This is a genomic window from Luteibacter sp. SVR4-7G (assembly GCF_056755555.1).
The window spans coordinates 1-21,229 of record NZ_JBPGXO010000057.1 but is presented as its reverse complement, the minus strand read 5'-3'; the positions used below and the strand labels follow the sequence as shown (position 1 = coordinate 21,229).

Below are 21,229 nucleotides of genomic sequence, written 5' to 3'. Positions count from 1 at the left end.
AGATGTGTATAAGAGACAGCCCTTACTTCAGGTGATCCCAGAGATAGCTATACGCCAGGGCATTCATGAACGCCGACTGCTTGTTGTCCGCCGCCGCGCCGTGGCCGCCCTCGATGTTCTCGTAGAAACTGGCGTCGAAGCCCATCGCCTGCATCCGCGCCGCCATCTTGCGGGCGTGGACGGGACCCACGCGGTCGTCGCGGGTGGACGTGGTGAACAGGGCCGGCGGGTATTTGGTGTCCTTGTGGAGGTTGTGGTACGGCGAGAAGGTCTGGATGTACTTCCATTCCTCCGGCTTGTCCGGGTCGCCGTATTCGGCCATCCACGAGGCGCCGGCCGACATGTGGGGGTAGCGCTTCATGTCGAGCAAGGCCACCTGGCTCACGATCGCTCCGTAAAGCTGCGGGTACTTCGTCAGCATGTTGCCGGCGAGCAGGCCGCCGTTGCTGCCGCCCATCATGCCCATGTGCTTCGGGCTGGTGATCTTGCGGTCGATCAGGTCCTGCGACACCGCCGCGAAATCCTCGTAGGCGCGCGGACGGTTAGCCTTGAGCGCCGCCTGGTGCCAGCGCGGGCCGTACTCGCCACCGCCGCGGATGTTGGCGACCACGTACACGCCGCCCTTCTCCAGCCATGCCCGGCCTACCCCCGCCGAATACATCGGCTGCATCGGTATCTCGAAGCCGCCGTACCCGTAGACGAGCGTCGGGTTGTTGCCGTCCGCCTTCATCCCCTTCGGCGCGATTTCGAAGTAAGGCACCTTCGTGCCGTCCTTCGAGGTGGCGAAATGCTGACTCACCTCGAACTTCGAGGCATCGAAGAAGGCGGGGCTGTGTTTCAAGGCCTCGCTGCCGCCCTGGCCGAGCGCGCCGTAATACAACGTCGTCGGCTGCAGGTAGCCCGAAACGGTGAGGAAGTACTCGTCCGTGTCATCGGCATCCACGCCGACGGCCTGGAGGGTGCTGAGCGCCGGCGCGTCGCCCAGCGGCTCGCTCTTCCATGCGCCCTTGGCCGACGGCGTGAAGATATGTACCTCGTTGACCACGTCGCGCATCACGTTGAGGATCAGGTGGTGCCGGGTCCACGAGTGGCCCGACAGCGAGGTGTGCTCGTCCGGCGTGAACACGGCGGTGAGCTCGCGCTTGCCCGCCATGAAGTCGTCGAAGTTCGCCGCCAGCAGGGAACCCGACGGGTAGGTCTTGCCGCCCACTGTCCACGCAGTGCGCAGCTCGATCGTCAGCCACTCGCGCTGGACGTCGGTTTCCGCGTCGTTCGGCACCTCGATCTTCGTGAGCTTGCCGTCCTTGCCGCGCAGGAAGGTCTCGCTGTTGTAGAACTCCAGCGCGCGGGAAACGAAGTCGCGTTCGAAGCCGGGGGTCCGGTCGCGGAACGCCCAGATCGACATGTCGGTCTTCTTGCCCTCGTACACCGTCTTGGCGGCAGACAGCGGCGTGCCGCGCTTCCATTCCTTCACGATGCGCGGATAGCTCGAATCGGTCATCGAACCCGGGCCGAAATCCGTGGCGACATAGAGGTGGTCTTCGTCCATCCATGCCACCTGGGTCTTCGCCTCGGGCAGGATGAAGCCGTCCTTCACGAAGGTCTTGGTGACGAGGTCGAACTCACGCACCACGTCCGCGTCGGCGCCGCCGCGCGACAGCGAGACGAGGCAGCGGCGGTACTCCGGCTTCAGGCATTGCGCGGCATGCCATACCCAGTTCTCTTTCTCGGACGCGGCGAGCGCGTCGAGGTCGATCACCGTTTCCCACGCCGGCTTGTCCTTGCGGTACTCCTCCATCGTGGTGCGGCGCCAGAGGCCCTTGGGGTGTTCCTTGTCGCGCCAGAAGTTGTAGTAGTGATCGCCGATCTTGGACACCATCGGGATCTTCGCTTCGGAATCGAGCACCTCGAGCAGGCGGGCGTCCAGCGTCTTGAACGCCTCATCCGAGGCGTACTTCGCCACGGTAGCGGCATTGCGCTCCTTCACCCATGCGAGCGGCTTTGCGCCGTCGATGTCGTCGAGCCAGAGGTTTTCGTCGGAAGCATTGGCACCGGCTTTGGCGGCGGGAGCGGTCTTGGGGGGATCGTATGCGTGGGTCATGCCACAGAAGGTAAGGGCGAGGGCCAGCGCAATCCAGCGTCTATGCATGGGTTTTCGATTCCTTGGGGGGAAGCCATGTAGGAGCGCGCCTCGCGCGCGACATCTTTTCGACCCGGTTCCCAGGGCTGGCGCCAGCTCCAAGGCATGGCCCCAAAAGATGTCGCGCGCAAGGCGCGCTCCTACGGAAGTCAAAGCAACGGAATAAGCAATAGCGCCACGATGTTGATGATCTTGATCAGCGGGTTCACCGCCGGGCCCGCCGTATCCTTGTACGGATCGCCCACGGTGTCGCCGGTCACGGCCGCCTTGTGGGCGTCCGAGCCCTTGCCGCCGAAGTGGCCGTCCTCGATGTATTTCTTGGCGTTATCCCAGGCGCCGCCGCCGGTGGTCATGGAAATGGCGACGAACAGGCCGGTGACGATCGTGCCAATGAGCACGCCGCCCAGCGCCTGCGCCCCGGCCAGGGGGCCGCCCAGCCACTTGAAGCCGAAGATCACCACTACCGGGACCAGCACGGGCAGCAGCGACGGCACCAGCATCTCGCGGATGGCGGAACGGGTGAGCATGTCCACCGCGCGCGAGTAATCGGGCTTGGTGGTGCCCTGCATGATCCCGGCGATCTCGCGGAACTGCCGGCGCACTTCTTCCACGACCGCGCCCGCGGCCCGGCCTACCGCCTCCATCGCCATGGCGGCGAACAGGTACGGGATCAGGCCGCCGATCAGCAGGCCGATGATCACGTAGTGGTTGGACAGGTCGAAGGTGACCGGCGTGCCGCCGAAATGCAGGCCGAGGTTATGCGTGTAGTCCGCGAACAGCACCAGCGCCGCCAGGCCAGCGGAGCCGATGGCGTAGCCCTTGGTCACGGCCTTGGTGGTATTGCCCACCGCGTCCAGGGGATCGGTCACGCCGCGTACTTCGGCCGGCAGTTCGGCCATTTCGGCAATGCCGCCGGCGTTGTCGGTGATCGGGCCATAGGCGTCCAGTGCCACCACCATGCCGGTCATGCTCAGCATCGCGGTGGCCGCGATGGCGATGCCGTAGAGCCCGGCCAGTGCGAAGGCGCCCCAGATCGCCGCGCAGACGGCAAGTACCGGCAGCGCGGTGGACTTCATCGACACACCGAGGCCGGCGATGATGTTGGTTGCGTGGCCGGTGGTGGACGATTGCGCCACGTGGCGAACGGGGCGGTATTCGGTGGCGGTGTAGTACTCGGTGATCACCACCATCGCGCCGGTGAGGGCCAGGCCGATAAGCGTGCAGCCATAGATGCGGCCCACGCCAAAGCCCGAGTCGGCCATCAACGACTGCGTGATCGGCCAGAACGCCACGGCCGCGAGTACCGCGGAAACGGCCACGCCCGCATACAGCGCGTTCATGATCTTGCCGCCGCGGGTCTTCACAAAGAACGTGCCGATGACCGAGGCGACGATCGACGCACCGCCGAGCACCAGCGGGTAGAGGACGCCGTTCGGCCCCACCGTCGTGGCCATCACGCCGCCGAGCAGCATCGTGGCGATCAGGGTCACCGCATAGGTCTCGAACAGGTCGGCGGCCATGCCGGCGCAGTCGCCGACGTTGTCGCCCACGTTGTCCGCGATCACGGCCGGGTTGCGCGGGTCGTCTTCGGGAATGCCGGCCTCCACCTTGCCCACGAGGTCGGCGCCCACGTCGGCGCCCTTGGTGAAGATGCCGCCGCCCAGACGGGCGAAGATCGAGATGAGCGAGGAGCCGAAGGCCAGGCCGACCAGGGCGTGCAGCACGTGCGTCTGCTCGTAGCCCATGTGGGTGAGCACGCCGTAGTAACCCGCCACGCCGAGCAGGCCCAGTCCCACCACCAGCATGCCGGTGATGGCGCCGCCGCGGAAGGCCACGGCGAGGGCAGAAGAAAGGCCGCTCCTGGCGGCCTCGGCGGTACGCACGTTGGCACGAACCGAAACGTTCATGCCGATGTAGCCGGCGGCTCCCGAGAGGATCGCCCCCAAGGCGAAGCCGATCGCGGTACCCCAGTCGAGGAAAATGCCGATGAGCAGGAAAAGTACGATGCCGACGACACCGATGGTGGCGTACTGGCGGTTGAGATAAGCGCGGGCGCCTTCCTGGATGGCGGCGGCGATCTCCTGCATTCGTTCGTTGCCCGGCGATCTCGCCAGTACCCAACTGACCGAAAACGCGCCGTACAGAATCGCGACGACCGCACATGCCAGCGCGATCCATAAACCGTACTGTTGCAGCATCGAAGCCTCCCCGAATTGTGGGGGCCCGACAAGGGGCCCGACACGAGTATAGGCAGGGGAAGCGACGAATGCTGTTGTGCGCTGCGCAAGTTCCACATTGCTCGTCGTTCCCGCGAAGGCGGGAACCCAGTGACTTGTTGCGCTGAAGTCGTTGGGCTCCTGCCTGCGCAGGAGCGACGAGCCTGGGGATTACTGCGAGACGATGTCCGCGATGATGCCGGTTGCGACGGCCACGAGCAGCAGGTCGTTATTGTCGGCGCGCACCCAGTGGTAGCCACGCGGCGGCGTGCGCAGGTGGCGCGTGCGCCAGTCGTCGATCACGACCACGCGGCCGTCGTAACGGTGCCCGCGCTCCCAATGGCCGCCCGGGTGCGGGTGCCAGTCGCCACGGTGGTCGTCGCGACCGTAGTGGTTGCCATTGTCGTGGTGGTCCTTGTCGTGACGGTCGTCATGGTGATCGTCATGCCAGTCGCGATGGTCCTGGACCGGCGCGGGGGCGAAGGCGAACGCCGGGGCGATGACGCCGGCGGCGGCGATGGAGAAAACCAGCTTGCTCAGCAGCTTCATACGGTGTGTCTCCGGTTAACGAGTGGCGATGTCGAGGATGACGCCGGTGGCGATGGCCACCAGGAGGAAGTCGTTGTTCTCACGAACCCAGTGATAACCGCGCGGCGGCGGGCGCAGGCGGTAGCTGCCGTAGTCATACACGACGACGTTACGGCCGTAGTAGCGGTGGCCGCGTTCCCAGCGCCCATAACCGCCGTAATAGCGCGGCGCCGGGTGGTAATAGACAGGGGCCGGACGGTAGTAGCCATGACCGTGCCCGTAGTAAGGCGGCGGGGGACGATGCCCGTGCCAGCCGTTGTCGTGGTGCCAGCGGCCGCCGTCACGGCGGCCGTCGTAGCCATGGCGGTCACGATCGTGGCCGCGGCCATGGTCGTCCGCGAAGGCCGCGGTAGTGGCGACCAACGCGAGCCCGGCAAGGGCGGTACGAAGCATCGTTTTCATGTCTGTCTCCCGTTGCGATCGACGTGCCCCTAAGCACGTGGCCGATCGACGATTCGGATGCTAGGAAGGGGAGGCTGAACGCGGAGTCCTACGGATTGAAAGCCCGATGAAAGCGTTCATTGACGCGACAGCTATCGAAGCTCCGCATTCAGGATATCGATCCGGGCCGGAACTCGAGAGTGAGATCTGGCGCCCGCTCCGGCAGGTGGAGGCGCGCGCGCCGTTCAGGTGAACGGGCGAGCATCCGCCCCTCGCGGAACACCAGCAGGCGGTTCGCCCTGAGCCGGATGGCTTCCTGGACGTCGCCCGCCTGCAATAGCAGGAAGTCGGCGCGGTTTCCGGGCGCGATGCCGTAGCCTTCGAGGCCGAGCACCCGCGCGGCGTTGGTCGTCACTGCCTCGAAACTTCTTGCGACCCCGCGCGCGGAGGTCATCTGCGCCACGTGCAATCCCATGTGCGCCACGTCCAGCATGTCGCCTGAGCCCATGCCGTACCACGGATCCATCACGCAGTCGTGGCCGAAGGCCACGTTGACGCCTGCGTCCATGAGTTCGGGGACGCGGGTCATGCCGCGCCGCCTGGGATAGGTATCGTGGCGGCCCTGCAAGGTGATGTTGATGAGCGGGTTGGCGATCGCATGCACGCCGGCTTCCGCGATCAGCGGCAACAGCTTGGACACGTAGTAGTTGTCCATCGAATGCATCGAGGTGAGGTGCGAGCCAGCGACGCGGCCCTGCAGGCCCGTGCGGATCGTTTCCGCCGCCAGCGTCTCGATATGTCGCGACAGGGGATCGTCGGACTCGTCGCAATGCATGTCCACGCGCAGGCCCCGCCCGGCCGCGAGCTCGCACAACCAGCGGATCGACGCGGCGCCATCCGCCATCGTGCGCTCGAAGTGCGGGATGCCGCCGACCACGTCCACGCCCATGTCCAGTGCACGGACGAGGTTCGCCTGCGCGTTCGGCGAGCGCAGCAGACCGTCCTGGGGAAAAGCCACCAGTTCCAGGTGCAGGTAGGGCGCCACGCGGCGCTTCACTTCGAGCAAGGCCTCGGTGGCGAGCAGGCGATCGTCGCAGACATCGACGTGGCTGCGGATCGCCAACAGTCCCTGCGCCACCGCCATGTCGCAATACGCCATGGCGCGGTCCACCAGCGCCTGCTGGGTAAGCTCCGGCTTCAGTTCGCCCCACAGGGCGATGCCTTCCAGCAGCGTGCCGGAGCTGTTCAGTCGCGGCAGGCCCAGGGAAAGCGTGGCATCCATGTGGAAATGCGCGTCGACGAAGGGCGGGCTGACGAGGCGCCCGGCCGCATCGATCTCTTCCGCGCCCTTGGCCGGCAAGGCCGGCTGGATCGCCGCGAAGCGTCCGCCCTCGATACCGATGTCGATGTCGGTCCGGCCGTCGGGGAGATTGGCGTGGCGAACGATGAGATCCATGAGACGGCTCCGTAGTAATACCCCATGATAATGGGGCCACACGGCATGATTCGCCTTCACGCGCGGGACATCGCGATTTGGCACCATGGCCTGGCCCATGAACGTCACCGAGAAACTGGCCATCCTCGCCGACGCCGCGAAGTACGACGCCTCCTGTTCGTCGAGCGGCGGCAACGGCCGCAACTCGCTCAGGAGCGGCGGCATCGGCTCGACCGAAGGCATGGGCATCTGCCACGCCTATGCACCGGACGGCCGCTGCATTTCGCTGCTGAAGATCCTGCTGACGAACTTCTGCGTGTACGACTGCGTGTACTGCGTGAACCGGCGCAGCAGCAACGTGCAGCGGGCGAGGTTCACGGTCGAGGAAGTCGTGGACCTCACGCTGGCGTTCTATCGCCGCAACTACATCGAAGGACTGTTCCTTTCGTCGGGCATCATCCAGTCTCCCGATTACACGATGGAACAGCTGGTGCGTGTCGCGCGCACGTTGCGCACCGAGCACCGCTTCGCTGGCTACATCCACCTCAAGACCATTCCCGATGCCTCGCCCGAACTCATCGATGCGGCGGGGCGGTGGGCGGATCGCCTGAGCATCAACGTGGAGATGCCGACCGAGGGCGGGCTGAAGTCGCTGGCGCCGGAGAAAAACCTTGGCGACATCCGCAGCGCGATGGGGCGCCTGCGCCTGTCCATCGACGAGGCGAAGGCCGAGAAGAAGGCGCCGCGTTTCGCCCCGGCGGGCCAGAGCACCCAGATGATCGTCGGCGCCGATGCCGCCAGCGATCGCGACGTGCTCGCGGCGAGCACGAACCTCTATACCAATTACCGCCTGCGCCGCGTGTACTACTCGGCATTCAGTCCGATCCCGGACGCGTCGAAGATCCTGCCGCTGAAACCGCCACCGTTGGTTCGCGAACACCGCCTGTACCAGGCCGACTGGCTCATGCGCTTCTACGGCTTCGCGGCAGACGAGATCGCGCCGCCGGGCGACGACGGCATGCTTTCGCTCGACGTGGATCCCAAACTGGCGTGGGCGCTACGCCATCGCGAGCGCTTCCCGGTGGACGTGAACCGCGCATCGCGCGAGATGCTCCTGCGCGTGCCGGGCCTCGGGGTGAAGACGGTGGACAAGCTGATCGCCATGCGCGCGCACCGGCGTATCCGTTACGACGATCTGGTCCGGCTGCGCGTGCCGGTGAAGAAAGTAGCCCCGTTCGTCGAAACCCTGGACCACCGTCCTCGCGCCGACCGCGAAAGCGTCACGCTCCATCGCGAACTGCGCGAGCCCGCCCAGGCGGACCTGTTCGGCTGACGATGCTGGTCGTTACGCTGGACGATCCCTCGGACGTCGAGGCCTGGCGCGCGAAGGCGAGGGCGCTGCTGCTCGCCGGCGTCGACCCGTCCGACGTCGAGTGGCGCACGGGCGACACGAACGGCCTCTTCGGCGGCGACGACGCGATCCCCTCGCCCCGGCGGCAGGACCTGCCCACGGTGCCGCGCGATTTCCTCTCGCTGGCAAGCAGCGTGCTCGCCCACCGCGATCCGCGCCGCCACGCCACGCTCTACCGCATGCTCTGGCGCATCGTGCACGGCGAGAAGGCGCTGCTGCGCATCGCCACCGACGAGGACGTGGCCTGGGCCCATGCCTGCGCGCGGCAGGTGAGCCGCGACATGCACAAGATGAAGGCCTTCGTGCGCTTCCGCGAAGTACGCCATGGCGAAGACACGGTGTACGTCGCGTGGTTCGAACCGGAGCACGATATCCTCGCCCGTGTCGCCCCTTTCTTCGTCCGCCGCTTCACCGGGATGCACTGGTCGTTGCTGACGCCGTCACGCAGCGCGCACTGGGACGGCACCACACTCGTCGTCGGGCCGGGCGCGGATCGCGCCGATGCACCGTCCGAGGATGCGCTCGAGGATCTCTGGCGCACTTACTACGCGAGCATCTTCAATCCGGCCCGGCTGAAAGTGGACGCGATGCGCCGCGAGATGCCGGTGAAGTACTGGAAGAACCTTCCGGAAGCGCGGCTCATCCCCGAACTGGTGCGCGATGCGCTGCCGAGGATGCAGGCGATGGTGGAGAAGCAACCGACGGTGCCGAGGAAGAAGGTCACGCCCTTGCAGAAGGCGGCGGTGGACGCGCCCGAGGGCAGCATCGCGGCGCTGCGCAGGCAGGCGCGCGATTGCCGCGCCTGCGACCTGTGGAAGCCGGCCACGCAGACCGTGTTCGGTGCGGGGCCGGCGGACGCGCGCATCGTGGTGATCGGCGAGCAGCCTGGCGATCAGGAGGACCTTGCCGGCAAGCCCTTCGTGGGGCCTGCCGGAAAACTCTTCGATCGCGCCCTGGAGCAGGCGGGCATCGATCGGGCCGCCCTCTACGTCACCAATGCGGTGAAGCATTTCAAGTTCGAGCCGCGCGGCAAGGTGCGCCTGCACAAGCGGGCGAAAGCGGAGGAGCAGGCGGCGTGCCGGCCCTGGCTCGCGGCCGAGATCGACCGCATCCGTCCCGACGGCATCGTCTGCATGGGCGCGATGGCGGCGCAGGCGGTATTCGGCGCGTCGTTCCGGTTGATGGCGCAACGCGGGCAATGGCTTGACCTGCCCGACGGACGCAAAGCCCTGGCCACGGTGCACCCCTCCTACCTGCTGCGCCTGCCCGACCACGAAGCGCGCGAAGCCGGCTTCGCGGACTTCGTCCGCGACCTGAAACTGATGCGCAAGATGCTGGACTAGCACGGCCTCCGCACCATCACCGACCGAATACGGCGCCTGTACAAACCCTGGAGGCACACGGCATTTGTAGGAGCGCGCTTGCGCGAGACAGCTTTTGAGGCCATGCCTGGAAGCTGGCGCGCAGGGTTGCAGGCCTTGGCGAAAGGCTGTCGCGCGCAGGCGCGCTCCTACAGAGGTTCCCGCTCAGCTGAACGAACACCGCGTCCGCGCGAAATACCGCCCGAACACGGCGCCTGTACAAACGGAGGCACACGGCATTTGTAGGAGCGCGCCTTGCGCGCGACAGCTTTTGAGGCCACGCCTGGGAGCTGGCGCGCAAGGTTACAGGCCTTGGCGAAAGGCTGTCGCGCGCAAGGCGCGCTCTTACAGAGGTTCCCGCTCAGCTGATCGCGAACTTCCTCAGCTTCTTCGACACCGGCGCATTCTTGAGCGTCACATACACCGGCAACCCATCCGGCCCGTATGGCGGCGGCGCCTCGCCCTGGATCAGCGGAGCCAGGTAACGCCGTGCGGCCGCGGTGATGCCGAAGCCGTCCTTCGAAATGAAGTTCTTCGGCATCTTCTTCTCGTGGTTGGCGATCTTGTCCAGCGGCGCCGCCTCGATCTTCCACTTGTACGGCTCGTCGGAGGTGCGCACGATCACCGGCATCACCGCATTCAGGCCTTCCGCGGCGTACTCGACGGCCTTCTTGCCCACCGCATAGGCCTGCTCGAGATCCGTCTTCGACGCGACGTGACGTGCCGAGCGCTGCAGGTAGTCGGGCAGGGCCCAGTGATACTTGTAACCGAGCTTCTCACGCACCAGGGCGGCGAGCACCGGTGCGGCGCCGCCCAGCTGAGCATGGCCGAAGGCGTCGCGCGCGCCGGACTCGGCGAGGAATTTCCCTTCCTTGTCCTTCACACCCTCGGAAACGACGACCGTGCAGTAACCCACCTTTTCCACCGTGGCCTTCACCTTGGCGAGGAAGGTCTCCGGATCGAACACGTTCTCGGGGAACAGGATCACGTGCGGCGGATCGCCCGCCGCGGAACCCGCCAACCCCGCGGCCGCGGCGATCCAGCCGGCATGACGGCCCATCACCTCGATGATGAAGACCTTGGTGGAGGTGTCCATCATCGAGGCCACATCCAGGCTCGCCTCGCGCACGGCGATGGCTGTGTACTTCGCCACCGAGCCGAAGCCCGGACAGGTGTCGGTCACCACCAGGTCGTTGTCGATCGTCTTCGGCACGCCGATGCAGTTCACCTCGTAGCCCAGCGCCTGGCCGATCTTCGAGACCTTGTTCGCGGTGTCGGCGGAGTCGTTGCCGCCGTTATAGAGGAAGGTGCGGATGTCATGGGCCCTGAAAACCTCGATGAGGCGCTCGTATTCGGCACGGTTCTCCTCCAGCGACTTCAGCTTGTAGCGGCACGAGCCGAAGGCGCCGCCGGGCGTGTGCTTCAGCGCGGCGATGTTCGCCTTGGCTTCCTTGGTCGTGTCGATCAGCTCCTCGCGCAGGGCGCCGAGGATGCCGTTGCGCGCGGCATACACCGGGATGCCCTTGTCGCGGGCCGTCTCGATCACGCCTGCGGCGGTGGCGTTGATGACGGCGGAGACACCGCCCGACTGGGCGTAGAGGAGTTTGCCGGCTGCCATGCTTCGGGTCCTTCTGCTGGTCGAAGGCCCCAGCGTAACCCGCCCCGCGTCGCGATGCCTTGAAGGGGCTGCCTACACCCCCAGGATGTCCGCCGTTTGACGCGACGGCGCCCCTGCCGTTACCTTGAGACCCATTTTTCTCGTGTCCGACAGCGGCTTTCCCCGCCTGTCCGGCGAATGGAGCATCAATGCGACTCGTGCTATTCGGCGCCCCCGGCTCAGGCAAGGGCACCCAGGCGGCCCGCCTCAAGCAGGACCTGGGCATCCCGCACATCTCCACCGGCGATCTCCTGCGCGCGGAGATCAAGGCCGAGAGCGAGCTGGGCAAGAAAGCCAAGAGCATCATGGATGCCGGCCAGCTGCTGTCCGACGACATCATGCTGGGCATCATCCGGTCGCGCCTCGGCCAGCCGGACGCGAAGCCGGGCTTCATCCTCGACGGCTATCCGCGCAACCTGGCACAGGCCGAAGCCCTGGACGGCGTGCTGGCCGACATCGGTCAGCCGCTCGACGTGGTGATCAAGCTCGAAGTGCCGAACGAAGCCATCCTCGACCGCTGCGTCGTGCGTTTCGAGGCGGAAGGCCGCGCGGACGACAATCCGGACACCGTGAAGAGGCGCCTCGCCATCTACGCCGACCAGACCGCGCCCGTCGCCGAGTTCTACGCCAAGCGCGGCAAGCTCAGGATCGTGGACGGCGTGGGCGAACTCGACGAGGTCACTGCCCGCATCAAGGCCGTGCTCGAGCAGACCACCGCCGCCAGCGCCTGATCGTCCGGCCCGTCCGACCTTAATGCGCGTCCATATCCTCGGTATCTGCGGCACCTTCATGGGTGGCGTCGCCGCGCTCGCGCGCGAGCTCGGCCTCCAGGTCGAAGGCTCCGACGCCAACGTCTATCCGCCGATGAGCACCCAACTCGAGGCACTGGGCATCGGTCTGATGCAGGGCTACTCGGCGGCGCACCTCACGCCCGCACCGGACCTGGTCGTGGTCGGCAACGCCATGACCCGCGGCAATCCGGCCGTGGAGTACATGCTCGACGAGGGCATGCGTTACATCTCCGGCCCGCAGTGGCTGGGCGAGACCCTGCTCGGCGGCCGCGAGGTGCTCGCCGTGGCGGGCACGCACGGCAAGACCACCACGACCAGCCTGCTGGCGCACCTGCTCGAATCCGCCGGCCTGTCGCCGGGCTTCCTGATCGGCGGCGTGCCGGGCAACTTCGACGTCTCCGCCCGCCGCGGCGAGGGCACGCCCTTCGTGATCGAGGCCGACGAGTACGACTCGGCCTTCTTCGACAAACGCTCGAAGTTCGTCCACTACCGGCCGCGCATCGCGATCCTCAACAACCTCGAATACGACCACGCCGACATCTTCCCGGACGTGGCCGCCATCCAGCGCCAGTTCCACCACCTGGTGCGCACCGTTCCCGGCAACGGCCGCCTGATCGTGAACGCCGAAGACGGCTATCTCGCCGAGGTGCTGGCGATGGGCGCGTGGACCCCGGTGGAAACCTTCGGCATCGACGCCGGCGACTGGCGCGCCGAACTCATCGCCGCCGACGGCTCCCGCTTCCGCGTCCTCCGCGCGGGCAAGCCGCTGGGCGAGGTGAGCTGGGATTCGCTGGGCCGGCACAATGTCATGAACGCCCTCGCCGCATTGGCGGCTGCCACCGCGGCGGGGGCGGACCCGCTGGCCCTGCTTCCCGCCTTCGCGGACTTCGCCAGCGTGAAACGGCGCATGGAAGTCATCGGCAGCGTGCGCGGCGTCACCGTGTACGACGATTTCGCCCACCACCCCACGGCCATCGCCACGACCCTCGCGGGTCTTCGCGCGAAGGTCGGGGACGCGCGCATCCTCGTGGCCCTGGAGCCGCGCTCGAACTCGATGCGCCTGGGGGCCCACGCGGACGCCCTGGCGCCCTCACTGGCCGACGCCGATCGCACGGTGTTCCTGCATCGCCCCGAGCTGGCATGGGACGCCGGCAAGGTGACGGCGGCGCTCGGCGGTCGCGGTAGCACGGTGCCCACCGTGGACGCCCTGGTGGCCACGCTGGCCAGGGAAGCCCACGAGGGCGACCATGTCGTCTTCATGTCCAACGGCGGCTTCGAGGGCGCACCGCGCCGGTTCCTGACGGCGCTCTGAGCAGAGTGCCCTCGGCGCTGCGTGCGGTTAGACTGCCGGGCATGGCCGCGACGACGCCCGCCCTCGACCTTCCGCTGTTCCCGCTGTCGAACGTCCTCTTCCCGGGCGGTCACCTGCAGCTGCGCATCTTCGAACCGCGTTACATCGACCTCGTTCGCGAATGCGCGCGCACCGGGCGCGCGTTCGGCGTCTGCATGATCCTCGAGGGCCGCGAAGCGGGGCAACCCGCCATCCCTGCGGCCGTGGGCACGCTCGCCACGATCACCGACTTCCATACCCGCGAAGACGGCCTGCTCGGCATCGTCGCCGAAGGCGGCCTGCGCTTCCGCGTGACGCGCACGCGCGTGCGCTCGGACGGCCAGGTGCGCGGCGACATCGATACGTGGCCCGACGAGGAGTCGGTCCCGCTTCCGCCCGAGTTCGGTCTGCTGGCGACGATCCTCGAACGGCTTTCCGAGCAGATGATGCCGCCGTGGCGCCACGACGTGGCGACGCGCTCGGACGACGCGAGCTGGGTCGGCTTCCGCCTCTCCGAACTGCTGCCGCTGGATCCGAACGAATGCCAGCACATGCTCGAGCTCGACGATCCCCTGCAGCGCCTGGCCGAGCTGCGCGACATCCTTCCGCGGTTCCAGCGCGCCTGAGGTAGCCCCCACCATGAACACCCTCGCCGGCAAGACCCTCTTCATCACCGGCGCGTCGCGCGGCATCGGCCTGGCCATCGCGCTGCGCGCCGCGCGCGACGGTGCGAACATCGTCATCGCCGCGAAAAGCAGCGTGCCCAATCCGCGTCTGCCGGGAACGATCCACAGCGCCGCCGCGGAAATCGAAGCCGCCGGCGGCACCGCCTTGCCGTTGAAGGTGGACATCCGCGAGGAAGCCGAAGTGCGCATGGCCGCGGCCACCGCGGCGGAACGCTTCGGCGGTATCGACATCCTGGTGAACAACGCGAGCGCGATCTGGCTGGCCGGTGTCGAAGGCACGCCAATGAAACGTTTCGACCTCATGCACGAGGTGAACACGCGCGGCACCTTCCTCGCCACGCAGGCCTGCCTGCCGTTCCTGAAGAACGCCGCGAATCCGCACGTACTCATGCTGTCGCCCCCGCCCAGCGTGGACCCGCGCTGGTACGCGCCGCATGTCGCCTACACCATTGCCAAATTCGGCATGAGCCACTGCGTGCTGGGCATGGCTCCGGAGTTCGCGCCCCTCGGGATTGCGGTGAATGCCTTGTGGCCGAAAACCGTGATAGCCACGGCCGCCATCGCGATGCTGGGCGACAGCGTGAAGGCGGAACACTGCCGCAAGCCCGAGATCGTCGCGGATGCCGCGCATGCGATCCTCACGAAATCCTCACGCGAGTTCACCGGCCAGTTCTGCATCGACGAAGACGTACTCCGCGAGCAGGGCGTGAGCGATTTCGATCGCTATGCGGTGGTCCCCGGAAATCCGCTGTTGCCGGATCTGTTTCTATAGCTATCGCGGCAACTATGAACGGTGTGCAGCAGGCTAGCCCGTTTGGTGTATGGCCGCTGCACACGACCCGGTATAAGTTCCTTGGAAAAGTGGGGCTTGCCGGCCTGCAGGGGTGCCGGCGGCGGGTCCGGAGATGAACCCGCGAAGCCGACAGCAGGCCACGAGACTGGGTGAGGAGCAGGCATGTCGCGCGGGGAATCGACGGGTCGTTGCGTCGTTTGGATTGGAAGACCGAGCGTTGAAGAACACTTCGGGTTGATCCGTGCGGGATGGCGCACGCTGGTCGCCGACCCTGCACGTAACGGAACCGAACTTCCGGAATGCGGCGATGGCGCCATCGCCGTCGTGGACCTGCGCACCAAGGCGCAGGCCGCGGTACGCATCCTCGACGACCTGCGCCAGACCTATCCCGGCATCGCGTGGATCGGCCTCACCGGAGCGCAGACGCAGGCCGCCGATCCGTCCGTGCGCCATGTGCTGCCGCATGCCTTCGAAATCATCGACGGACCGTCGTCGCTCGGGGCCCTGCGCCAGGCGCTGGCCCGCATACCCGGCGATGCGCCGCCGTCGCGCGATGACGATGCGCCGAGCCTGCTCACCGGCAACAGCCCGGCGATCCGTGCGCTGTCGCAGAACATCCGCAAGTTCGCTCCCGTGGAACTGCCCCTGCTCATCACCGGCGAAACCGGTACCGGGAAGGAGATGGCCGCGCGTGCCTTGCACCAGCTTTCCCCGCGCCACGCCAAACCCTTCGCGGCGATCAACTGTGGCGCGCTGCCCGCGAACCTCGTGCAGTCGGAACTGTTCGGACACGAACGGGGTTCTTTCACGGGGGCGACCGCGCGCCGCATCGGTCATTTCGAATCCGCCGACGGCGGCACCGTCTTCCTCGACGAGATCGGCGACCTGCCGCTCGACGCGCAGACCAACCTGCTGCGCGTGCTGCAGGAAGGCACGATCGAACGGATCGGCAGCTGTCACTCGATCAAGGTGGATGTCCGCGTGCTCGCGGCCACGCACGTCGACCTGGAAAAGGCCGTGGCGCAGGGGCGCTTCCGCGAGGACCTGTTCTACCGGCTGAACGTGCTTCGCCTGCGCATGCCTCCGCTGCGCGAACGCACCGGCGATATCGAACTCCTTGCGCAGCATTTCCTCGATGCCTTCCGCGAAAGCTACGGTACCCGCGCCCGCGCGTTCAGCAGCAATGCGCGCAAGGCGCTCAATGCGTTCTCCTGGCCAGGCAACGTGCGCGAACTGATGAACCGCGTGCAGCGCGCGGCGGTGATCGCGGACGATGCGCTGATCACGCCCGAGGACCTGGAGCTCAGCCTGGACAATCCGACGGCTGACCGCGACAGCCTCGGCAGCGCGCGCACCTCGGCCGAACGCGAGGCCATCGTGGATTGCCTGCGCGCCAGTGCATTCAACATCAGCGAGTGCGCCCGCCGTCTGCGCGTTTCCCGGGTCACGGTGTACCGCCTCTGCAAGAAGCATCAACTGGCCCTCGACCAACTGAGGTAGGAGCGCGCCTCGCGCGCGACATCTTTTCGCGCCGGTCCTCAACTCACGCGCCAGCTCCATGTCACGGCCTCAAAGTATGTCGCGCGCGAGGCGCGCTCCTACCCACCCCATCCGGAAAAAGAAAACTCCCGGTCCTCTGGGAGGACCGGGAGTTCCCATTCGTCGTCCGGCTTGGCAGGGTCGTCGGGCGAGCGAACCACGCGGCTTCACAGGGCCTTGTTCCTAAGGGGAGCAAGCGCCGTGCCACGCGGATGCCGCTTTGATTCGCAAGGAATTTCCGCGTAACGGCCCAACCGTGGCCGTTCAGCCGGTGTAGCGCCCTGTAACAAAACGTTGCAAGCGCGGTACAGCCATCCGTTGTCGGCGTCCCCTGCGCCTTATAGGATGCTCGTCCCACCTGGAGTCGCAAGCCCATGTCGTCGTCGCACCCTGTCGATCCCTCCGAGCTCACTGGCCTCGGCAAGCGTTACTGGCTGTCCGTGTACCGTCCGCGCGATGTCGTGCTCGATCACGGCAAGGGCGCGCGCGTGTGGGACACGCAGGGACGGGACTACCTCGACTTCGGCGCCGGCATCGCGGTGAACGCGCTGGGCCACCAGGATCCGGACCTCGTCGACGCGCTGGTCGCGCAGGCGCACAAGCTCTGGCACGCGAGCAACGTCTTCTACTCCGAGCCGCCGCTGCACCTCGCCCAGGAACTGGTGGAGCACGCGCCCTTCGCTGAGCGCGTCTTCCTGTGCAATTCGGGCACGGAGGCCAACGAGGCCGCCATCAAGCTCGTGCGCAAATGGGCGGCCTCGCAGGGCAGGGCGCCCGAGAACCGCGTGATCGTCACCTTCTTCGGCTCGTTCCATGGCCGTACGCTCGGCTCGGTGACGGCCACCGCGCAGCCCAAGTACCAGGAAGGCTACGAGCCGCTGCCCGGCGGCTTTCGTTACGTGCCCTTCAACGACCCCGCAGCGCTGGAAGAGGCATTCGCCCAGGGCGGCGTCGCTGGCGTGATGCTCGAGCCCGTGCAGGGCGAGGGTGGCGTGATGCCGGCCGCGCCAGGCTTCCTGAAGAAGGTGCGCGAGCTGTGCGACGCGCACGGCGCGCTGATGGTGCTCGACGAAATCCAGTGCGGCATGGGCCGCACGGGCATGCTGTTCGCGCATACCCACGACCACGTCACGCCGGACATCGTCACCCTGGCCAAGGCCCTGGGCGCGGGCTTTCCGATCGGCGCCATGCTGGCCGGTCCCAAGGTCGCCGACGTGATGCAGTTCGGCGCGCACGGCACGACCTTCGGCGGCAACCCGATGGCCGCCGCGGTGGCTCGCGTGGCGCTCGCGAAGATCGCCTCGCCGGCGGTACTGCTCAACGTGGAACGCCAGGGCAACGACATTCGCGCGGGTCTGGCGAAGATCAACCACGACCTGCACCTGTTCTCGGAGGTTCGCGGCCGCGGCCTGATGATCGGCGCGGTGCTGGATGCGGCCTACAAGGGCCGCGCCGGCGAGATCCTCGACCTCGCCGCCGCCCACGGCCTGCTGATCCTCCAGGCCGGCCCCGACGTGCTGCGCATCGTCCCGCCGCTGAACATCACCGACGAGGAAACCGCCGAAGGCCTCGAGCGCCTGGAAGCAGCGCTCGCAGCCTTCGCGAAAGAAGCGAAGGTCGCGTAAAGCGCGCCCGAGAGCTGTAGGAGCGCGCCTGCGCGCGACAGCTTCTCGCGAACCGCAACAGGCCCTCATTTGTAGGAGCGCGCCTGCGCGCGACAGCTCCTCGCGAACCGCATCAGGGCCTGTCGCTCCTCGCGAAAAGCTGTCGCGCGCATTGCGCGCTCCTACAGTGCGTCGGCGCTACAACGTCGCGAACACCGCCCGCGCCGCCGTCACCGTCGCCTCGATCTCCGCATCGCCGTGCGCGCTCGAGACGAAGCCCGCCTCGAACGCCGAGGGCGCGAGGTAAACGCCGCGCTCCAGCATCCCATGGAAGAACCGGTTGAACCGGCCCACGTCGGCGGCAGTGGCCTGCGCGTAGCTCTCCACCGTTTCGCTGGTGAAGAACAGGCCGAACATGGCGCCGACGCGATTCACGCTGAACGGGATGCCGGCCTGGCGGGCCGCATCGAGGATGCCGTCGGTGAGCCGCACCGTACGCGCGGCCAGATCGTCATGAAAACCCGGTGCCCGGATCAGCTCGAGCATCGCCAGGCCGGCAGCCATGGCCACCGGGTTTCCGGAAAGCGTGCCCGCCTGGTAGATCGGACCGGCCGGCGCCACCTGCTCCATCAGCTCGCGGCGTCCACCGTACGCGCCGACCGGCATGCCGCCGCCGATGATCTTGCCGAAGCAGGTGAGGTCCGGGGTGATGCCGTAATGCGCCTGCGCGCCGCCGAGCGCGACGCGGAAACCGGTCATCACCTCGTCGAAGATCAGCAGCGCACCGTATTGCGTGCACAACTCGCGCAGCGCCTGCAGATAGCCGTCCTTAGGCGGAATGCAGTTCATGTTGCCGGCGACGGGCTCGATGATCAGCCCCGCGATGTCATTGCCATGCTCGGCGAAAAGCGCGCGCGCCGCGTCGACGTCGTTATAAGGCAGGGTAAGCGTGAGGTCTGCCGCGGCCTTGGGCACGCCGGGCGAGGTCGGTACGCCGAAAGTGAGCGCGCCCGAGCCGGCCTTCACCAGGAAGCTGTCGCCGTGCCCGTGGTAGCAGCCTTCGAACTTCACGATCTTGCTGCGTCCGGTGGCGCCACGGGCGAGCCGGATCGCCGACATCGTCGCCTCGGTGCCCGAGTTCACCATGCGCACCATCTCCACGGACGGTACGAGCGAGACGATCGTCTCGGCCATCGCCACTTCCGCCGCACAGGGCGTGCCGAAGGAAAGGCCGTCGCGCACCGCGCGTTCCACCGCCTCGCGCACGGCTGGATGGTTGTGGCCCACGATCATCGGGCCCCATGAACCCACGTAGTCGATGTAGCGGTTGCCTTCGACATCCCAGAGGTAGGCACCATCGGCGCGCGCCGTGAAGAACGGTTCGCCGCCCACCGACTTGAAGGCGCGCACCGGCGAGTTCACGCCACCGGGCAGCAGCTGTCGGGCGCGGGCGAAGAGTTCGTGGTTCGTGGTCATCGAATGAGTCCGGGACGTGGGTCGAAAAGATCGGCGAAACGGCGCGTGGCCGTCTGGATATCCGGGGCGGCGAAGATGGCGGAAACCACCGCCAGATAGTCCGCGCCCGCGTCGATCAGCACCTGCGCATTGTCGACGGTGATGCCGCCGATCGCCACGACCGGAAGGCCCAGGGCCTTCGCCTGCGTCAAAACGTCATGCGGGGCGACGGGCGCGTGAGGCTTCGTGGTCGACGGGTACATCGCCCCGAAGGCCAGGTAATCGGCGCCTTCCGCGTGAAGCTGGCGCGCCCGGTCGATGGATCCGTAGCAGGAGACACCGATGATCGCGTCCGGGCCGAGTGCCGCCCGGGCTTCCGCGATGGAGACGTCCTCGCGGCCCAGGTGCACGCCCGCGCCCGTCTCACCTGCCAGCGCGACATCGTCGTTCACGATGAAGGGCACCTCGTAGCGGGCGCAGATCCGGGAGATCTCGTCGGCCTCCGAGCGCCGGCGCCCGGTGTCTGCCGTCTTGTCGCGGTACTGCAAAAGGCGGGCACCACCGGCCAGGGCGGCCTCCACGGCCGCGAAGAGGTCGTCGCGCGGCCCGTCAGTAATGGCGTAGATGCCCTGGCCGGTGGGCCGGGATCGGAGGAGTACGGTCATGGTGTTCCTTGGGTTTGTGCGCCGGGGGTGACAGAATGAGGGACTTTCCCGCTCCACGACAGTACGTAAAGCCATGAGCCAGAGCACCGAAACCACCCTACGCAAATGGATGTGCGTCGTTTGCGGCTTCATCTACGACGAGGCGCTGGGCCTGCCGGACGAGGGAATCGAACCGGGTACCCGCTGGGAAGATATTCCCGACACCTGGACCTGCCCGGATTGCGGCGTCACCAAGGACGACTTCGAGATGGTCGAACTCGACTGACGGCATTACGGGATGGGGCTGACATCGTTTCGCCTCATTCCGCCAGAGATAACGCAGGAAAACCTGCTTCCATGGTTGCCAGGCCACGCAACGTGTGCCGATACGTGGAGGTAGCGGTCATGCAGCGATTCATTCCCTTCGACGACCAGTGGGACGAGCTTGCCGGCATCGATCCGGCCCTGCTCGTCCCGTACCACGTGGGCGTTCCGTGCGAGCACCGCCTCTCGGCGGATCAGCGGACCGCGCCGGGCTCTCCGTCCACGGTCAGCGGCTCGCCCAGTTTCAGGCCCAGTTTCCCGGCCGTCCCCGCCGGCAATTCCAGCACGTAACGCGCATTCCCGTCGCTGGGATAGATGGCGCAGGGATCGGCCTTGCACGGCTGCGCATTCAGCTGCATGGAGACGAGCTTGCGGTCCTTGTCGAAGTAGAGGATGTCGAGCGGGATGAGCGTGTTCTTCATCCAGAAGGCACGTGGCGCATCGTCGGCAAAGATGAAGAGCATGCTGTGGTCGGGAGCGAGGCGCTCGCGGTTCATCAGGCCAAGCTCGCGCGACGCGTCGTCGGTGGCGAATTCCGTAGAAAAACGCTTGCCGTGCAGCGTCACCGAAGGCTCGGTGGCGGCATGCGCACCGAGGGAAAGCAGCAGCAGGGCCGCGGGCAGGAACCGCTTCGACATCGTCTGACCTTATAAGTGCGTGGAGTGACCAGGGCGCCCGGGGAGTCTACTGCGCGATCTCGCGTGAAAAAATGTCGAGACCCCCTTCACACCGACTCGCCGTCAGCCTATACTTTCAATCCCTCGCGACGAAAGCCTCCCTGCGAGGGGTTCCGCAGTGTCAGCCACCTCGAAAAGAAGCATGACGAGGGTGTTGACGGACCGGAAAAACGATATAGAATGGGCGGCTCACCTCG

The 21,229-nt window shown here is 66.8% G+C and carries 18 protein-coding genes; 9 read left to right on the top strand and 9 right to left on the bottom strand.

All coding sequences use genetic code 11. The annotated features are described in order from the left end of the window. Window positions 1-22: 22 nt before the first annotated feature. The 5 genes from ACR9ZH_RS16865 to ACR9ZH_RS16845 all read right to left on the bottom strand — a co-directional run bounded on the left by ACR9ZH_RS16865 (window position 23) and on the right by ACR9ZH_RS16845 (window position 6,781). Window positions 23-2,101 (bottom strand): prolyl oligopeptidase family serine peptidase, encoded by a 2,079-nt coding sequence (locus ACR9ZH_RS16865; RefSeq protein WP_481291917.1) that lies wholly within the window; start codon window positions 2,099-2,101, stop codon window positions 23-25. A 188-nt stretch (window positions 2,102-2,289) separates the two neighbouring features. Continuing rightward, the gene (locus tag ACR9ZH_RS16860) at window positions 2,290-4,338 is read right to left on the bottom strand and encodes a sodium-translocating pyrophosphatase (RefSeq protein WP_481291915.1); all 2,049 of its coding nucleotides are present in this window, start codon (window positions 4,336-4,338) and stop codon (window positions 2,290-2,292) included. A 189-nt stretch (window positions 4,339-4,527) separates the two neighbouring features. Beyond that, a complete protein-coding gene (locus ACR9ZH_RS16855) occupies window positions 4,528-4,905 on the bottom strand; it encodes an RcnB family protein (protein ID WP_481291914.1) in 378 nt (125 codons plus the stop codon). A 15-nt stretch (window positions 4,906-4,920) separates the two neighbouring features. Beyond that, on the bottom strand, window positions 4,921-5,346 hold the full coding sequence (locus ACR9ZH_RS16850) for an RcnB family protein (protein WP_481291913.1): 426 nt from the start codon (window positions 5,344-5,346) through the stop codon (window positions 4,921-4,923). A gap of 148 nt (window positions 5,347-5,494) precedes the next feature. After that, on the bottom strand, window positions 5,495-6,781 hold the full coding sequence (locus ACR9ZH_RS16845; RefSeq protein WP_481291912.1) for an amidohydrolase family protein: 1,287 nt from the start codon (window positions 6,779-6,781) through the stop codon (window positions 5,495-5,497). A 97-nt stretch (window positions 6,782-6,878) separates the two neighbouring features. On the opposite strand from ACR9ZH_RS16845, the gene ACR9ZH_RS16840 reads away from it, so the two are divergent. Next, on the top strand, window positions 6,879-8,093 hold the full coding sequence (locus ACR9ZH_RS16840) for a putative DNA modification/repair radical SAM protein (protein WP_481291916.1): 1,215 nt from the start codon (window positions 6,879-6,881) through the stop codon (window positions 8,091-8,093). 2 nt (window positions 8,094-8,095) lie between these two features. Further along, window positions 8,096-9,514 carry a UdgX family uracil-DNA binding protein gene (locus tag ACR9ZH_RS16835; protein WP_481291911.1) on the top strand — a complete coding sequence of 473 codons (1,419 nt, stop codon included), beginning with the start codon at window positions 8,096-8,098 and terminating at the stop codon, window positions 9,512-9,514. A gap of 379 nt (window positions 9,515-9,893) precedes the next feature. On the opposite strand, the gene ACR9ZH_RS16830 is transcribed toward ACR9ZH_RS16835, so the two are convergent. Then, complete coding sequence (locus ACR9ZH_RS16830; protein WP_481291910.1) at window positions 9,894-11,150, bottom strand: 6-phosphofructokinase; 1,257 nt, start codon at window positions 11,148-11,150, stop codon at window positions 9,894-9,896. Window positions 11,151-11,338: 188 nt separating this feature from the next. Here ACR9ZH_RS16830 and ACR9ZH_RS16825 point away from each other — a divergent pair, with 188 nt between their 5' ends. The 6 genes from ACR9ZH_RS16825 to ACR9ZH_RS16800 all read left to right on the top strand — a co-directional run bounded on the left by ACR9ZH_RS16825 (window position 11,339) and on the right by ACR9ZH_RS16800 (window position 17,953). Next, entirely contained in the window at window positions 11,339-11,920 is a 582-nt protein-coding gene (locus ACR9ZH_RS16825) for an adenylate kinase (protein WP_481291909.1), read from the top strand. 22 nt (window positions 11,921-11,942) lie between these two features. Continuing rightward, window positions 11,943-13,292: a UDP-N-acetylmuramate:L-alanyl-gamma-D-glutamyl-meso-diaminopimelate ligase gene (mpl, locus tag ACR9ZH_RS16820; protein ID WP_481291908.1), complete on the top strand. Its 1,350-nt coding sequence runs from the start codon at window positions 11,943-11,945 to the stop codon at window positions 13,290-13,292. Window positions 13,293-13,333: 41 nt separating this feature from the next. Further along, window positions 13,334-13,936, top strand: a complete 603-nt coding sequence (locus tag ACR9ZH_RS16815) for an LON peptidase substrate-binding domain-containing protein (RefSeq protein ID WP_481291907.1) — start codon at window positions 13,334-13,336, stop codon at window positions 13,934-13,936. 13 nt (window positions 13,937-13,949) lie between these two features. Beyond that, window positions 13,950-14,768: an SDR family oxidoreductase gene (locus tag ACR9ZH_RS16810; protein WP_481291906.1), complete on the top strand. Its 819-nt coding sequence runs from the start codon at window positions 13,950-13,952 to the stop codon at window positions 14,766-14,768. Window positions 14,769-14,951: 183 nt separating this feature from the next. After that, a complete protein-coding gene (locus tag ACR9ZH_RS16805) occupies window positions 14,952-16,289 on the top strand; it encodes a sigma-54 interaction domain-containing protein (protein WP_481291905.1) in 1,338 nt (445 codons plus the stop codon). A 413-nt stretch (window positions 16,290-16,702) separates the two neighbouring features. Further along, a complete protein-coding gene (locus tag ACR9ZH_RS16800; RefSeq protein ID WP_481291904.1) occupies window positions 16,703-17,953 on the top strand; it encodes an acetylornithine/succinylornithine family transaminase in 1,251 nt (416 codons plus the stop codon). A gap of 177 nt (window positions 17,954-18,130) precedes the next feature. Here ACR9ZH_RS16800 and hemL read toward each other — a convergent pair whose 3' ends face one another. Then, a complete protein-coding gene (gene hemL / locus ACR9ZH_RS16795) occupies window positions 18,131-19,408 on the bottom strand; it encodes a glutamate-1-semialdehyde 2,1-aminomutase (RefSeq protein WP_481291903.1) in 1,278 nt (425 codons plus the stop codon). Next, complete coding sequence (thiE, locus tag ACR9ZH_RS16790) at window positions 19,405-20,052, bottom strand: thiamine phosphate synthase (protein WP_481291902.1); 648 nt, start codon at window positions 20,050-20,052, stop codon at window positions 19,405-19,407. Before thiE ends, hemL begins: the two co-directional genes overlap by 4 nt. A 73-nt stretch (window positions 20,053-20,125) precedes the next feature. Between thiE and ACR9ZH_RS16785 the strand changes: the two genes are divergently transcribed. After that, a complete protein-coding gene (locus ACR9ZH_RS16785; protein ID WP_036116149.1) occupies window positions 20,126-20,317 on the top strand; it encodes a rubredoxin in 192 nt (63 codons plus the stop codon). A 232-nt stretch (window positions 20,318-20,549) separates the two neighbouring features. Here the strand turns inward: ACR9ZH_RS16785 and ACR9ZH_RS16780 are convergent, their stop codons facing one another. Beyond that, a complete protein-coding gene (locus ACR9ZH_RS16780; protein WP_481291901.1) occupies window positions 20,550-20,993 on the bottom strand; it encodes a DUF192 domain-containing protein in 444 nt (147 codons plus the stop codon). Between the last annotated feature and the right edge of the window lie 236 nt (window positions 20,994-21,229).

Excerpts from the sequence above, each read along its gene's own strand:
- ACR9ZH_RS16865 (WP_481291917.1), bottom strand. The coding sequence starts at position 2,101 with ATGACCCACGCATACGATCCCCCCAAGACCGCTCCCGCCGCCAAAGCC.
- ACR9ZH_RS16860 (WP_481291915.1), bottom strand. The coding sequence starts at position 4,338 with ATGCTGCAACAGTACGGTTTATGGATCGCGCTGGCATGTGCGGTCGTC.
- ACR9ZH_RS16855 (WP_481291914.1), bottom strand. The coding sequence starts at position 4,905 with ATGAAGCTGCTGAGCAAGCTGGTTTTCTCCATCGCCGCCGCCGGCGTC.
- ACR9ZH_RS16850 (WP_481291913.1), bottom strand. The coding sequence starts at position 5,346 with ATGAAAACGATGCTTCGTACCGCCCTTGCCGGGCTCGCGTTGGTCGCC.
- ACR9ZH_RS16845 (WP_481291912.1), bottom strand. The coding sequence starts at position 6,781 with ATGGATCTCATCGTTCGCCACGCCAATCTCCCCGACGGCCGGACCGAC.
- ACR9ZH_RS16840 (WP_481291916.1), top strand. The coding sequence starts at position 6,879 with ATGAACGTCACCGAGAAACTGGCCATCCTCGCCGACGCCGCGAAGTAC.
- ACR9ZH_RS16835 (WP_481291911.1), top strand. The coding sequence starts at position 8,096 with ATGCTGGTCGTTACGCTGGACGATCCCTCGGACGTCGAGGCCTGGCGC.
- ACR9ZH_RS16830 (WP_481291910.1), bottom strand. The coding sequence starts at position 11,150 with ATGGCAGCCGGCAAACTCCTCTACGCCCAGTCGGGCGGTGTCTCCGCC.
- ACR9ZH_RS16825 (WP_481291909.1), top strand. The coding sequence starts at position 11,339 with ATGCGACTCGTGCTATTCGGCGCCCCCGGCTCAGGCAAGGGCACCCAG.
- mpl (WP_481291908.1), top strand. The coding sequence starts at position 11,943 with ATGCGCGTCCATATCCTCGGTATCTGCGGCACCTTCATGGGTGGCGTC.
- ACR9ZH_RS16815 (WP_481291907.1), top strand. The coding sequence starts at position 13,334 with ATGGCCGCGACGACGCCCGCCCTCGACCTTCCGCTGTTCCCGCTGTCG.
- ACR9ZH_RS16810 (WP_481291906.1), top strand. The coding sequence starts at position 13,950 with ATGAACACCCTCGCCGGCAAGACCCTCTTCATCACCGGCGCGTCGCGC.
- ACR9ZH_RS16805 (WP_481291905.1), top strand. The coding sequence starts at position 14,952 with ATGTCGCGCGGGGAATCGACGGGTCGTTGCGTCGTTTGGATTGGAAGA.
- ACR9ZH_RS16800 (WP_481291904.1), top strand. The coding sequence starts at position 16,703 with ATGTCGTCGTCGCACCCTGTCGATCCCTCCGAGCTCACTGGCCTCGGC.
- hemL (WP_481291903.1), bottom strand. The coding sequence starts at position 19,408 with ATGACCACGAACCACGAACTCTTCGCCCGCGCCCGACAGCTGCTGCCC.
- thiE (WP_481291902.1), bottom strand. The coding sequence starts at position 20,052 with ATGACCGTACTCCTCCGATCCCGGCCCACCGGCCAGGGCATCTACGCC.
- ACR9ZH_RS16785 (WP_036116149.1), top strand. The coding sequence starts at position 20,126 with ATGAGCCAGAGCACCGAAACCACCCTACGCAAATGGATGTGCGTCGTT.
- ACR9ZH_RS16780 (WP_481291901.1), bottom strand. The coding sequence starts at position 20,993 with ATGTCGAAGCGGTTCCTGCCCGCGGCCCTGCTGCTGCTTTCCCTCGGT.